Below are 13862 nucleotides of genomic sequence, written 5' to 3'. Positions count from 1 at the left end.
CGCACGCATTTATCTGTTCCGGGCAGCGCCTGACTATCTACCGTCTCCAATGAGCCATCGGTAGTAAGCATTGTCCGGGTCCGAGCGGACAGCATTGCCGATGTCCTGTGCCCACGCATCCCGATCGCCTTTATAGGCATCCAGCCCGGCCAAATAGAAACTCTGCAATGCACCGCGCGACTGCTCCATCTCAGCGCGGAACGCATCGTCGGCGCCCTGCAATGGCGGCGCGGTGTGAAGCGCGAGCAGGTGCGCCAGCGTCGTCGGAAATGCGTCGTGGCGAACCCACGTGGCGTACTCGATGCGCGGTTGGTCGTCCGTGACCGGCTGGGCGTCCGCGGCGTAGTACTCGAGGCCGGCGCGGTCGGTGATCCAGGTAGCGAGCAGCGCCGCCGGCGACGCAATGCCGACTTCGCGCAACGCCGCGGCGACCTGCGGTTGTGCAAAGCGCGCCTCTATCCGCGGCACGTCCAGTTCGAGCGGCTGCATTGAGCCCACCAGCATCATCTCGTGCAACTCGGTGGTCCACAGCGCGGCGTGCGGAAACACCTGGATGAAGCTCTGGATCAGCGAGCGCGTGTCCTCTTCATTCTGTGTCGGCAACGGCAGCCATTGCGCGACGATGCCACCTTGCTGCAGACGCGACGCCGCCAGACGATAGAAATCCGACGAGTACAGATTGACCACACCCGCGGCCGACGGCGGCGGCGGTTCGAGCGTGATAAGGTCATAGCGTTCGGCGTTGCGCAGCAGTTCGCGCCGTCCGTCGCGCATCCGGATGTCCATGCGGGCATCGGTGCTCATGCCGTAGTTGCCCTTGAACTGCGGCGCGGCGCGCACGACGGCCGGCAACAGTTCGGCGACCGCGCGGTGTTCAAGCCCAGGCCAGGTCAGCAGCGCGCCGCCGGTAATGCCGGTGCCGAGTCCGATCACCAGCGCCGTGCGCGGCGTCTCGCGATGAATGATCAAAGGCAGCAGCGCTTGCAGGCGCATATATCGCAGCGACGCCATCGTGTCGCCGGAGTTGGAGACGCCCTGGATATAGAGCCGCCGGAATTGTCGCTGGCCGGCGTTCTGTTCGACGACCGCCACCGTGCCACCCGCACTCTCTTCGTAGAAGGTCAGATTGCCGCCGCGCGATTCGGCGAGCAGCGTGGCGAGCCGGTCGGATGGCGTCGCGATCACGGTGACGAGCGTCAGCACGACGAGGACAGGCACGCTCCAGCGCGCGAACGGCCGCACCTCCGAGCCGCGCAGCACGGCGGCCAGACTCACTGCGCCCGCGAGAACGGCAAGCGCTGCGAGTGTATGAACGACGCCCAACTGCGGCACGAGCACGAAACCGGTCAACAGAGTGCCGGCGATCCCGCCTGCGGTATTGAGCGCCACCACGGCGCCGACGTCGCGCCCCGTGTGCCGGTTGTCCACGTTCAGACGCAACGCAAAAGGGAACGCTGCACCCAACAGGAGGGTAGGAACGAAGACGACGCACACGGCCGCCACGGCGAACCCTGCGCACATGGCCGTTAGCAGACTGCCGGTGGCGCTGAGTGCGGCTTCTCGCGCGAGGCTTTGCCAGTGCAGCAGCCCGTTGCTCAGCACGGCGATCTCGAGCAGCGCGACCAGTCCGGCCGACACGATCAGCACGGCAAACGCGCCCCACGGATCGCGCGCCCGATCGGCGTAGCGCGACACCAGCGCGCTACCGAGCGCGAGGCCCAGCAGATAGGTTGCAAGCACCACGGCGAAGGCGAAACTGCGGGTGCTGATGAATTGCACGATCACCTGCGACCACACCACCTCGTAACCGAGCGCGACGCCGCCGGCAAGCGAGTAGAGCATGAGCGCGAGGCGAGCTTTTGAGGCGAGCGCGGGTTGTTGAGTCGACACGGCAGAATCATGTGCGTCGTTGCGGGTAGTGTCGGCAGCAACCGAGGACAACACGTCATGCGTAACGTCCACCGCAGACTGTCCCGGCGCGATGGCCGATGAAGACACCCCAACAACCGACACCAAAGCCCGTTGCGTGCGTCCCACCAGCGCGGCAACAAGCGCCGCGCCAGCATTCAGCGCGGCAGCGACAAACGCACAGCCCTGCACGCCGAGCGATGGAATCAGGACAAAACTCGCGGCCAGCGTGCCGGCAATCGCGCCGGCCGTATTAGCCGTATAGAGACGGGCACCGGAGCGCCCCATCTGAGCGGCGGCGGGGCACAGCGCGCGCATCAGCACCGGCAGCGTGCCGCCCATCAGGACGGCAGGCAAGCCAACGAGGACAAAGGGCAATGCCCAGGCAGGCGGTCCGATCCGATCTTGCAACGAAGCGAACGGCGCGGCGGCATGTGGCAGCATCCACGTGCTGGCGAGCGCTAGCACCAGCACACCGGCTTCAAGCAGCGCATATAGACGTAAGGGCCGCGCGAGCCGGTCCGCGAGTCTGCCGAAGACCCAGCCGCCCACTGCAAGGCCCGCAAAAAAAGCGCTGACACCAGTCGTGACGGCTTGCACCTCCACGCCGACCACAAGCGCGAGTTGCTTGATCCACAGGACCTGGTAAATCAGCGATGCCGCGCCCGAGATAAACAGGAGCAGCACCGGCCAGGCGATCGGCAAGCTGGGGCTGGCCGCTTCTTTCTGCGGAGCGTGCAAGGGTGCATCGTCGCGACGCTGTGCGCGTTCATGTGCGCGGCGCTCACGGCGTGAGCTTTTGGCACGGTTGGCCAGCGTTTGGGTCATGGGATGAAGTGCGTTGGGATAGTGTGAACTGAACTGAATATAAATGCTCTGGATCGGCGCGACGCGTCTTGCGCGAAACCGAAAAGTTGCGCCCACCGGCCGAAGCCGGCAGGCGCAACCGCACTACGTCTTACTCGAGTCCGCGCTTCTTGAAGGACTCGTCGATCTTCTTGTCGACCTGCCGACGTACACCGTCCACGCTGAAGCTCGCGGGCCGCTGGCTCGGCGGGTAGTCGACGAAGGTCTGCAGGAACGTCGACGCTTTCAGTGTGGCGATGCCGTTCAGGTAAACATTCTTCGTGACCCAGTCGTTGTACTGATCCGACGTGATGTCCGCCCGTTCATAAGGATCCATGCGCAGGTTGAACAGCTTCGGCAGACGCAGGCAGACAAGCGGGTCCTGCCAGATATTCAGGTTGCCTTTCGCGCGCTGCTCGCAGAACACCGCCTTCCAGGCATTGCCGTCCTGATCCCAGCGCATGGCCACCAGATCGCCATCGTCGTCGAAATAGTAGAACTCGCTGCGAGGGTCCTTGGTTGTTTGTCCTGTCAGGAACGGTAGCTGGTTATATCCGTCGAGGTGATTCTTGAAACTCGCACCGCCCGCTTTAGGCGCCCACCCCTTCAGGAGACGGTCCTTGACGCCAGCGTCGCCAGCAGCCGCAAGCAGTGTCGGAAACCAGTCGAGCCCCGAGAACATCTCGTTGGACGTTGTGCCCGGTTTGATATGCCCCGGCCATCGCACCATGGCCGGCACACGGAACGCGCCTTCCCAGTTGGAGTCCTTTTCGCTACGGAACGGCGTTGTTGCCGCGTCGGGCCAGGAGAACTGATTCGGTCCGTTGTCCGTTGTATAAATGACGATGGTGTTCTTGGAGATATTCAGATCGTCCAGCAGTTTGAGCAGTTTTCCGACATCCTGATCGTGCTCCCACATGCCGTCGCCGTATTCGTTGCCGGGCATGCCGCTCTTGCCTCTGAATTCAGGCCGCACGTGCGTGAAGACGTGCATGCGCGTGAAGTTCATCCACACGAAGAAGGGCGTGCCGGTCTTGACCTGCTTGCGGATGAATTCTTCCGCGTGAGCGCCGGTTTCGTCGTCGATGGTTTCCATGCGTTTGGCCGTGAGCGGGCCCGTGTCCTGAACCTTGCCGTCCGAGGTGCTATGAATCACCCCGCGCGGCGAGAAGTTCTTCACGTACGGGTCGTTCTTGTCCTTTGGCCAGTACTCACGCTCGGGTTCTTCCTCGGCGTTCAGGTGATACAGGTTGCCGTAGAACTCGTCGAAACCGTGATTGGTCGGCAGGTACTCGTTCTTGTCGCCAAGGTGATTCTTGCCGAACTGACCGGTCGCATAGCCGAGCGGTTTGAGCGCCTGGGCGATCGTCATGTCGGTCTTCTGCAGGCCGACCGGTGCACCTGGTGCGCCGACCTTGGAGAGTCCGGTACGCAACGGCGTCTGTCCGGTGATGAAGGACGAACGCCCCGCCGTACAGCTATTCTCGGCGTAGTAGTCCGTAAAGATCATCCCTTCGTTGGCAACCCGATCGATGTTCGGCGTCTTGTAACCCACCACGCCGCGCGAGTAGGCGCTGATGTTTGTCTGCCCGATGTCATCGCCGAAAATCACAAGGATATTCGGCTTCGCCGAAGTCTTGGCGGCGGGTTGTTGTGGTGCACTGGTCGCGGGTGCCGCAGCTGGTTTGGCCGGCGCCTGAGTCTGCGCAGGCGCGTTGATGGATGGAAGAATCAATGCACTGAGCGCGGCGAGGACGATTACTGTCGCCCCGGCCGCGTAGCGTCCCTTTCGCTGGAACATTCTCATCGTGTTGCTCCAATGGAGTTGCTTTGCGGTTCACCCGCCGCGCGTTCCCTGCGTGCCGGGTTGCCTCGTAGCGGCCGCAACCTGCACGCGGCTCGCGCTCTCACGCGTGCATCTACTGCTTTGGTGCGGGATAGATGGTTTGCCAGTCGTCCTTCATGCTGACCACGGTCCAGCCGTCGGCGATCGCTTCGTCCCAGGCCTTGTCGAGCTTGCCGATCTTCGAGGTGCGGTCGTACGCGAATTCGCGTACGGCGTCGTCGTGATGCACCAGCAAGGCGAGGTGCGGGCCGCTGCCTGATGCTGTGTACTGCAGCATCTGCAGATCGCCGTCCGAATTGCCGAATGCGAGAATGGGCTTGCGGCCGATGTTTCGATAGATGCCGACAGGTTTGCCGGGACCGTCGTCGACGAAATCGAGTTTCGGCTGGCGCACCAGCACAGGCTGGCCGTTACGCATCTGGTATTGCACCACCTGGCTCGAGCCGACCACCTGCTCGGGCGGAATGCCGTACGCCTTTTCCGCCCACGGCCGCATGAATTCGATGGTGCCGCCCGACACGATGAAAGTCTTGAAGCCGTTGGCGCGCAGATAGGAAAGCAACTCCAGTTGCGGTTGATAGACGAGTTCGGTGTAAGGGCGACTGAATTTCGGATGCCGGGCGCTGGCCAGCCAGTTACGGATGGTCTTATCGTAGTCGTCCACGGTCATGCCGCTATTGGCGACGGCGATCAGTTGCAGCAGCTGTTTCTCCTGACTCGCCAACGCGGCATAGTCTTTGGCGACCAATGCCTTGAAGGCCGGATTGTTCTTCCACTCGGGATGCTTCGGTGCGGCTGCTTTCACCTGGTCGAGCATGAAGGCGAACTGGAAGTACAGCGGCTGCTCGCTCCATAGCGTGCCGTCGTTATCGAATACGGCGATGCGCTGGGCAGGCGGCACGTAATTCGGTGAACCTTCGCGGGTGACATCGGCGACGAATTTCTGGATCGTCTGTTTTGCTGGTCCGTCACGCCATGAGGGCAGTGCGGCAGCAGAGCTGACTGCCGTCGGCGTTGCTCCGTTCGTGCCGCCAGCCGACGTGCAACCGGCGGAGCATAGCGCGACACCGAGCGCGACCAGGGCGACGCCGAGCGCCGACCTGAACGCAGGGCGCATCGAACTCGCAGTACGTCTCGACCACCTCGATTGATAGATCGACTGCATCCGACCTCCATTCCGATCGCACACTTCCATGACCCGCGAGCGACAGCACGCGAGAGAAACGGGTACAGCTCGAAAGGGCAGCGCGCCCTAGCTTCCGTCTGCGTTTGCGGCGCGATCCGACGCCTGACGTGCCAGTGGTTGCTTCCAGGTGTCTTCGTCCATCACGAGACGAAAGCCGAGATGCGACATGCTGTTGTAGGGGTCGGTGCCGCGCCGTGCGCTAGGGCGGTAGCTTAGGCAGTAGGCTTCGTTGCAAAGGAACGAGCCGCCGCGCGTCACCCGCTTCGGTGCGTCGACGGGGACGCCCTGATCGGCCGGATCCCAGGAATCGCGCGGACCGATCGGGTTGTCGATCGTGCTGGTGCTCACCGCTTCACGCCGGAATTGGTCGGCGCGATACCAGTCGGCCACCCACTGCCAGGCGTTGCCGGTCATATCGGAAAGTCCGTAGCCATTCGCCGGAAAAGTGCCGACCGGACTCGTGCCGAGTGCGCCACCCGCCTTCGGGCTGACCACAGGGAACGCCTGCGGCTCCTGGCCTTGCCAGACGTTGGCCATCTGCCTGCCATCCGGCGCGAATTGATTGCCCCAGGCGTAAGTGGCCTGCTCGAGACCGCCACGCGCGGCGAATTCCCATTCGGCTTCGGTGGGCAGTCGTTTGCCGGCCCATTTCGCATAAGCCTGTGCGTCTTCGTAGGAAACCTGAACAACCGGGTGATCGTCTTTGCCGATGATGTTGCTGTCCGGCCCGGTGGGGTGGCGCCAGTTCGCGCCGGGCACGTAGCGCCACCACTGCGAATAGTCTTCCAGCGGCACGGGGTGATTGGTGCCGACGAACACCATCGCGCCGGCCACCATCGCGCTGTCAGGCGGACGCAGCGTGTCAGGCGGCAACTGCACCTTCAGGGTGTCCCAGTCGGGTTTCTTCTCAGCGGTGGTGACGTAGCCGGTGGCTTCTACGAATTTACGGAATTCCGCATTGGTCACGTGATGACGGTCCATCCAGAAACCATGCACGCGCACCTTGTGGGCGGGACGCTCGTTGGGCTGCGCTTGCTTCGAGTCGCTGCCCATCAGAAATTGTCCGCCGGGAACCCATGCCATGCCGAGCGGGCCGTGCGTTCCGTCGCCGTAGACAACTTGGGGATGAGCTTGAGTGCGCGAGGCGAAAGCCCAACTCACCGCCGCGCCGACACATGCAGGAAGCATGACGAGAAGCACGCCCCACAGGAGCAGCTTGCGATAGCGCGCGGTGGGTGCTGAAGTTGCGGAAGGCGTGCCTGTAGAGCGGGCAGCCGTTACCGTGCCACGTTTTCCTGAACTCATCATCTCTTCTCTCACGCAGGTGAAGCTGCTGGCCCTTTAGCAAACATGGGCAGCTCTCTTTTGCACTCAAGCGAAACTTAGCGATACAGAATAACGATTTACGCCGGTAACAAATACGCAGGATACAGCTTAACAAAACGTAAGACGCAGGCTAACAATTTTTCAAACACATTTCACGCATTTTTTTGGGTAGGTGCGAAACTTTGACGGAATTGCGCGTGTGCATTAACGTGTCTGGCGGCAAGCGTTGGCATCCAGGTTGTTCCACCAACCAATGATTGGGGAAATCGAGAGCTATGCGCGAAACGATCTTGCGTTTCGAATCGAGTGTCAACGAAGCGATAGTGGGCCAGCAAGCGGTTGTCCGGCAGGTATTGATTGCGTTACTCGCAGACGGCCACGTACTGCTCGAAAGTCTGCCCGGACTCGCCAAAACGCGTACCGTCAAAGCCATTGCCACGCGTCTTGCTGCCACTATGAGCCGCATTCAGTTCACCCCCGATCTGTTGCCATCCGACATCACCGGCGCCGAAACGCTGCTGCAAAGCGGCACGGAACGCACGCTCAGCTTTCAGCCTGGGCCTATCTTCGGCAATCTGATTCTCGCGGATGAAATTAACCGCGCGCCAGCCAAGGTTCAATCCGCATTATTGGAAGCCATGGAAGAGCGGCAGATTTCCGTTGCAGGTAAAACGCATCGAATGCCGGACCTGTTTCTTGTCATGGCAACACAGAATCCGATTGAGCAGGAAGGCACCTATCCATTGCCTGAAGCGCAAATGGACCGGTTTCTTCTTAAAGTGCTAATTAGCTATCCGTCGCCACAAAGCGAAGTCGACATGTTGCGATTGCTGCGGCGCGAAAACAACGAGGCGAACGACACGCCCGCTGTTCTCGCCCAGGATGTCATTTTCGCGGTGCGCGAAGAAATCAGCCATATCGCAGTGGCGCCGGCGATGGACGACTACATTGTGTCGCTCGTCAATGCGACCCGGCATGGTAGGGAGCTCGACGCCGACCTCGGCAAATGGATCGAAATCGGCGCGAGTCCGCGCGGTTCGATCGGCCTCGATCGGGCGAGCCGCGTTCAGGCCTGGTTGCAGAACCGCAAATTCGTCACGCCCGACGACGTGCGCGCAGTCGTTCATCCGGTACTGCGGCATCGGTTGATCCTCTCTTACGACGCCAATGCCGAGAACATCAGCGCCGACGCCGTTATCGACCGGCTGATCGAAAAGGTTGCGGTGCCGGCCTGACGCCTGGCGCAACATAAGTATCGTCGCATCGACGCGGGAGATCGCCGTGGTCTTGATGTCCGAATCTGCAAGCGCTGCGACTTCAGCAGATGGCCGCGTCTACATCGACGCGGCGCATCTGGCGAAGCTCGAGTTTCATGCCCACGGGCTGAGCTTTGTTGCGCCGGCGCCGGTATCGAGCGTGCTGTCGGGCAGTCACGCATCGCGATTGCGCGGACGTGGGCTCAATTTCGAAGAAATCCGCGCTTACCTGCCGGGCGACGATGTCCGTCATATCGACTGGAAGGTCTCGCTGCGTCTCGGCAAGCCCCAGGTTCGCGCTTATACGGAAGAGCGGGACCGGCCGCTGCTCGTCGTAGTCGATCAACGCATGAGCATGTTTTTTGGGTCGCGTCGCGCGTTCAAGTCGGTGGTGGCCGCCGAAGTGGCGGCGCTTGCCGTGTGGATGGGTTTCACTGCCGGCGACCGTGTCGGCGGCGTGCTATTCAACGACAGCCAGGTCGTGCGGGTCAAGCCGCTGCGCAGCCGCAGCCGGATCAAGATGCTGTTCGGCGCGCTCGCCACGATGAACCGCGCGCTGCATGCCGAGAGTGAAGCACGCACCGATTACGGACAACTGGACGCTGCGCTCGAAGGCGTGCTCAAGCTGGCCGGTCACGACTACCTCATTTGCATCATCAGCGATTTTGCGGGGGCGAGCGAGCGCACGCGCAAACTGTTGCGGCAACTGTCGGCGCACAACGACGTTGTCGCGGCGATGATCTTCGATCCCTTGTGGCAGAGCATGCCGGAACACCGAGCGCTGGTGGTCAGCGAAGGCCGTCTGCAGGTTGAATTGCGGATCGAGCAGGAGCGGGTGAGGGCGCCGTTGTCGACCCTGTTCAGCGGCCGCACCGCGGAAGTAGCCGAATTGTTGCGTTCGAGCGGCGTGCCGCTGATGGCCCTGTCGACCGCGGAGCCGACGATCGAACAGGTGCGGCGGTTGTTCGGCGAGCGTGCGCGGCCTCCTACCGGGAGCGGCATATGAGCGCCCCGGCCGTTTCGGCGTTGGTACCGCCCGACACGTCCGGGCAACTTCAGCCCTTGCAGGAACTACCGCTACCGCAGACGGTGTCGTACGCGCCGCAAACCATAGGCTGGGTATTCGTCGGACTTTTACTGTTGATGCTGCTGGCGGTGGCGAGCTGGCTGGTCTGGCGACGGCGAGAGAAGCAGCGCTACCGGCGCGCGGCATTGGTGGAACTGGCGAGCATCGAGGCGAGCCTCGCCGCGACGCAAACGGATTACGCACAACGCGCGAGCGCGCTGGCGGCGATTCCTCGTCTCCTCAAGCGCACATCGCTGGCGGTCGCGCCACGCGAGCAGGTCGCCGCGCTCACCGGCGACGCATGGCTTGCGTTCCTGCAACGCACGCGCGGTCGCTTCGACGCAAAAAGCGAGGCGCTGCTGGCGCTCGCGAGTTATGCACCGCCCGACCAGGTTGCCGCTATTTCCGGGGATGAAGCCGCGACGCTCATCGGCCACACACGTGACTGGATCGAACACCATCATGTGGAAGTTTGATTTCCCGTGGATGTTCGCGCTGCTGCCTCTGCCGCTCTTCGTATGGTGGCTGGTGCCGGCCTATCGCACGACGGCCTCCGCAGTGCGGGTGCCGTTCTTTCACGAAATGGCGCACGCGGCAGGCGAAAAGCCGGCGCCGGGCGGCGTGCGGCTGCGCCGCAACTGGCTACAGCGTCTCTTGATGCCGCTCCTCTGGGCCTTACTCGTGATCGCCGCGGCCAAGCCGGCCTATGTCGAAGCGCCCATCGTGCGCGAAGAACCCGCTCGCGATCTGATGCTCGCGATCGATCTTTCCGGTTCGATGGCCACGCGCGATTTCGTCAATGCCGCCGGTGAGCGCATGGACCGTTTCAGCGCGGTGAAACGGGTAGTGAGCGACTTCATTGCCAAACGCAAAGGCGATCGCATCGGCCTCGTCGTGTTCGGTGACGCCGCCTATCCGCAGGCGCCGCTCACGCTCGATCATGAGGCCGTACAGGTGCTGCTCGATCAGATGCAGATCGGTATGGCCGGACCACGCACGGCTATCGGCGATGCGATCGGACTCACCGTCAAACTGATGACGAACTCGCAGGCTCAGGAGAAAGTGCTGATCCTGCTGACCGACGGCAACGACACCAGCAGCGCGATTCCACCCGAGCGCGCAGCGGAGATCGCGAAGAGCCACAAACTGGTGGTGCACACGATCGGCATCGGCGATCCGGACACCACCGGCGAAGACAAGGTCGATCTCGATGTGCTCGCGCGCATTTCGAGCATCACGGGTGGCCGGTCGTTTCGCGCGCTCGGCCGGCAGCAGGATCTCGCCGATGTCTATGCCACGCTAGACAAACTCACGCCTGAGAAAGTGAAGCGCGAAATCTATCGCCCGCAGCGCGACTTTTACTGGGTGCCGGCCGCTGCGGCTGTCGCGATTTTTGCGCTCTACCATGTGCTTGCGTTGCTGATTGCCGTGCTGCGCGCGCCAGGTCGCGAGGCGCGGCCTGAGCGGGCGACAACCGTGGAGGCGGGTCATGGAAATTGATCTGACCGCCTTCCATTTTCTGCGGCCGCTGTGGTTGCTTCTGCTGATTCCCGCCGCGCTCCTGCCGCTTTGCTGGTTTCGCCGCAACAACGTGCGTGCGCGTTGGCGCAATGTCATCGATCCTGCGTTGCTGGAACATCTGATTGTCGGCGATACGAAGCGCCGCGTGATTCAGCCGGTGCATACACTGGGGCTGCTGCTCGGCATCGGTGCGCTTGCTGCCGCGGGGCCCACTTGGCAGCAGGAACGTCCGCCGTTCAATCAGGATAAGGCGCCGCTCGTCGTCGTACTGGAACTCGCGCATTCGATGGACGCCACCGACGTCGCGCCCACGCGGCTCGAACGCGCCAAACAGAAGGTGCTCGATATCGCCCGGGCCCGCAAGGGCGCGCGTACCGGACTGGTCGTGTTCGCTTCGAGCGGCCATCTCGTCGTGCCGCCCACCGAGGACCCTGCCATGCTGGAGCTGTATGTGCCGGCGCTCTCGCCCTCGCTGATGCCGCGTGACGGCAAGAACGCGACCGCCGGTCTCGATGTCGCCGAGCGTCTGCTCGCGAACGATCCCGCTGCGGGCACGATCGTCTTTATGAGCGACGGCTTCGATACGAATCAGGCGGACGCGTTCGTGCAAAAAGCCAAGGCGATCCGTCATCAACTGCTGTGGCTCGCGGTCGGCACGGAGAACGGTGGGCCGATCCGCGGTCCCGACGGCATGATCGCAATGGACCCCGAAGGGCATCCGCTGATGGGTACGTTCGACGCCAACGCGATTCGTAAGGTGGCGGACGAAGCGAACATTCCGCTGGCCAGCATGCGCGTGGACGACGATGACGTGGTGTGGGTCCAGCATCGGGCGCAGGCCTACCTTGCGCAAGCGGAGGAATCGAAGATCGTGCCGCGTTGGAAAGAGTCGGGTTACTGGCTCGTCATTCCCGTATTGTTGCTCGCACTATGGGGTTTCCGGCGCGGTTGGAGCGTGAAGTGGCTACCCGTGGTGCTGATCTCGCTCGCTTTCAGCGCCGTGCCGCGCCATGTTCAAGCGGCCGAATGGCGCTGGGTCGATCTGTTCGCCACGCACGATCAGCAGGGCCGCTGGGATTTCGAGCACGGCGATTACAAGGCGGCCGCGCAACGCTTCGACGATCCGATGTGGAAGGGCCGCGCGCAATATCTCGCGGGCGACTATGCCGGCGCGCTCGAAAGTTTTTCGCATCTGAAGACGGCGCAAGCGTATTTCTACATGGGCAATACGCTGGCGCATCTGGACGACTTCGCTGCCGCCATCAAGGCGTATGACAACGCGCTCAAGATTCAGACCGCGCTGCGCGAGGCAGCGGCCAATCGGGCATACCTGCGGCGTTTGCTCGCAAAAGACCAGAAGGATGAAATGGATCCGGAGGAGGACGCACCTGACCAGGTGCAGACCGACAAAAAGAAAGGACGGGGTACGTCGACCATTATCGAGGGCGCATCGCGTCCGAGCGAAGAGGTCTGGATGCGCAATCTGAATACCTCGCCCGCGGTTTTTCTGCAGCAGCGTTTTTTGCAGGAAACCGAAGTAAAGGGAGCGAGCGCGCCATGACCGCGGCTTTCCTGCGGCTTCTACTACTGATCGCGTGGCTCGGCGTGGCTTGCGCTTCAGCGCCGGCCTTTGCCGACCCCGCGCCGCGCACGCTGGTCCGCGCGCATCTCGAGCCCACGGGACCGGTCGTTGCGGGCAGCGAGGTCAAACTTGTCGTCGATCTGCTGACAACCACGTGGTTTACCGAGGCGCCGAACTGGCCGCTCTTCACCGTGCCCGATGCGATCGTCAGCCTGCCTGACGAACAGGCGGACAATCTCTCGGAGGACATCGACGGTGTGCGCTGGTTCGGTGTGAGTCGCGCTTACCGTATTGCGCCGCAAGCGGGAAAGACATTCGACATTGCGCCGTTTGCCATCACCGTGTATCCGGGCGGCACGACTGCGCCTGTGCAGGTGATGACGCCCGCACTCAAACTCGTCGCGACGCTGCCGCCTGGCGCGGAAGGCATGAGCACCTTTTTTCCGACTACGCGCCTCACGGCCACGCAAACCATCGAGCCGGTGAAGGAACACATCAGAGTGGGCGACTCCGTGACGCGCACGATTACGCAAAGTGCCGCCGGTACCGAGTCGATGTTGATTCCGCCGGTGAATCTGGGCGATGTCGACGGATTGAAGCGCTACGCCAAACCGCCCGCGACTCGCAACATCGTGCAGGACCGGGTGGGGCTGGTGGCGGGCGAGCGAACCGACAGCGTGACCTATACGGCCGATCACAACGGTCGCTTCAAACTGCCGCCAGTGACGATCGAATGGTGGAACACCAAGACGCAAAAAAAAGAGACGATCGAGTTGCCGGGTGTGACGTTTTCGGCTTCTACCGCGCGTGAAAAGCCCCTGTTCGAGATTCCCGTCGAAGCGATGAGCAATGGCTTCCCGCACAGAATCATCGTGATTCACAGCAGGCAGGTGATTGTCGGCTGTGCTGTTTTGCTGGCGATCATGTTGGTGGTCTGGGCGCGCGTGCGTGTGATCACGTTTTTGAGGCGCGCTTGGAAACATGCAATCGACGCACGCAAGCGGTACCTCGAAGGTGAGGCCGTTGCGTGGCGCAGGCTGAATGACGTTGCGCGCCAGGGTGATTGGCGGCAGATCGTTCCGGCGCTGTATCGCTGGATGGACAGAACGCACGAATTCGGACATCCGGCGCGGCTGGAAAGCGCGGTTCGCGCGGACGATACGGGCGTTACGCAGCTGATCGACGCTGTGGGCGCGCACTATGCCGGAAGTGTTGCGCCCGAGCTTCACTGGAAGAACGCCGAAACAGCACTGCGACGGGCTGAGAAAAAGACAAGATTGCAGCACCAGGAAACGCAGCCCCTTCCACCGCTCAATAAATTCTAA

10 protein-coding genes are annotated in these 13862 nt (G+C 62.4%); 6 read left to right on the top strand and 4 right to left on the bottom strand.

The features are described 5' to 3' along the window. Nucleotides 1-33: 33 nt before the first annotated feature. The 4 genes from BM438_RS04365 to BM438_RS04350 all read right to left on the bottom strand — a co-directional run bounded on the left by BM438_RS04365 (nt 34) and on the right by BM438_RS04350 (nt 7094). Entirely contained in the window at nt 34-2736 is a 2703-nt protein-coding gene (locus BM438_RS04365) for a fused MFS/spermidine synthase (protein WP_143131645.1), read from the bottom strand. Nucleotides 2737-2866: 130 nt separating this feature from the next. Next, nucleotides 2867-4561, bottom strand: coding sequence for an arylsulfatase (locus BM438_RS04360; protein WP_093633081.1), 1695 nt, complete (start codon nt 4559-4561; stop codon nt 2867-2869). A 112-nt stretch (nt 4562-4673) separates the two neighbouring features. Continuing rightward, entirely contained in the window at nt 4674-5717 is a 1044-nt protein-coding gene (locus BM438_RS04355; RefSeq protein ID WP_425270722.1) for an HAD family hydrolase, read from the bottom strand. Between the two features lie 135 nt (nt 5718-5852). Continuing rightward, nucleotides 5853-7094 (bottom strand): formylglycine-generating enzyme family protein, encoded by a 1242-nt coding sequence (locus tag BM438_RS04350; protein WP_244179242.1) that lies wholly within the window; start codon nt 7092-7094, stop codon nt 5853-5855. 293 nt (nt 7095-7387) lie between these two features. Here BM438_RS04350 and BM438_RS04345 point away from each other — a divergent pair, with 293 nt between their 5' ends. The 6 genes from BM438_RS04345 to BM438_RS04320 are packed head-to-tail and all read left to right on the top strand — an operon-like array spanning nt 7388 to nt 13862. Next, nucleotides 7388-8347, top strand: coding sequence for an AAA family ATPase (locus BM438_RS04345; protein ID WP_093633079.1), 960 nt, complete (start codon nt 7388-7390; stop codon nt 8345-8347). Nucleotides 8348-8402: 55 nt separating this feature from the next. Continuing rightward, entirely contained in the window at nt 8403-9374 is a 972-nt protein-coding gene (locus tag BM438_RS04340) for a DUF58 domain-containing protein (RefSeq protein ID WP_093633254.1), read from the top strand. Beyond that, nucleotides 9371-9910 carry a DUF4381 domain-containing protein gene (locus BM438_RS04335; RefSeq protein ID WP_093633078.1) on the top strand — a complete coding sequence of 180 codons (540 nt, stop codon included), beginning with the start codon at nt 9371-9373 and terminating at the stop codon, nt 9908-9910. Before BM438_RS04340 ends, BM438_RS04335 begins: the two co-directional genes overlap by 4 nt. Continuing rightward, nucleotides 9897-10934 carry a vWA domain-containing protein gene (locus BM438_RS04330; RefSeq protein ID WP_093633077.1) on the top strand — a complete coding sequence of 346 codons (1038 nt, stop codon included), beginning with the start codon at nt 9897-9899 and terminating at the stop codon, nt 10932-10934. Before BM438_RS04335 ends, BM438_RS04330 begins: the two co-directional genes overlap by 14 nt. Then, entirely contained in the window at nt 10924-12516 is a 1593-nt protein-coding gene (locus BM438_RS04325) for a VWA domain-containing protein (protein WP_093633076.1), read from the top strand. Before BM438_RS04330 ends, BM438_RS04325 begins: the two co-directional genes overlap by 11 nt. Further along, a complete protein-coding gene (locus BM438_RS04320; RefSeq protein WP_093633075.1) occupies nt 12513-13862 on the top strand; it encodes a BatD family protein in 1350 nt (449 codons plus the stop codon). Before BM438_RS04325 ends, BM438_RS04320 begins: the two co-directional genes overlap by 4 nt.

The organism is Paraburkholderia aspalathi, assembly GCF_900116445.1.
Lineage (GTDB): Bacteria > Pseudomonadota > Gammaproteobacteria > Burkholderiales > Burkholderiaceae > Paraburkholderia > Paraburkholderia aspalathi.
Note: the sequence above shows the minus strand (reverse complement) of the source record. Positions and strands in the feature narration are given on the sequence as shown.

Bases quoted from the DNA above. Each gene is read 5' to 3' on its own strand.
- BM438_RS04330 (WP_093633077.1), top strand. From the start codon at position 9,897: ATGTGGAAGTTTGATTTCCCGTGGATGTTCGCGCTGCTGCCTCTGCCG.
- BM438_RS04365 (WP_143131645.1), bottom strand. From the start codon at position 2,736: ATGACCCAAACGCTGGCCAACCGTGCCAAAAGCTCACGCCGTGAGCGC.
- BM438_RS04325 (WP_093633076.1), top strand. From the start codon at position 10,924: ATGGAAATTGATCTGACCGCCTTCCATTTTCTGCGGCCGCTGTGGTTG.
- BM438_RS04340 (WP_093633254.1), top strand. From the start codon at position 8,403: ATGTCCGAATCTGCAAGCGCTGCGACTTCAGCAGATGGCCGCGTCTAC.
- BM438_RS04355 (WP_425270722.1), bottom strand. From the start codon at position 5,717: ATGCGCCCTGCGTTCAGGTCGGCGCTCGGCGTCGCCCTGGTCGCGCTC.
- BM438_RS04320 (WP_093633075.1), top strand. From the start codon at position 12,513: ATGACCGCGGCTTTCCTGCGGCTTCTACTACTGATCGCGTGGCTCGGC.
- BM438_RS04345 (WP_093633079.1), top strand. From the start codon at position 7,388: ATGCGCGAAACGATCTTGCGTTTCGAATCGAGTGTCAACGAAGCGATA.
- BM438_RS04360 (WP_093633081.1), bottom strand. From the start codon at position 4,561: ATGAGAATGTTCCAGCGAAAGGGACGCTACGCGGCCGGGGCGACAGTA.
- BM438_RS04335 (WP_093633078.1), top strand. From the start codon at position 9,371: ATGAGCGCCCCGGCCGTTTCGGCGTTGGTACCGCCCGACACGTCCGGG.
- BM438_RS04350 (WP_244179242.1), bottom strand. From the start codon at position 7,094: ATGATGAGTTCAGGAAAACGTGGCACGGTAACGGCTGCCCGCTCTACA.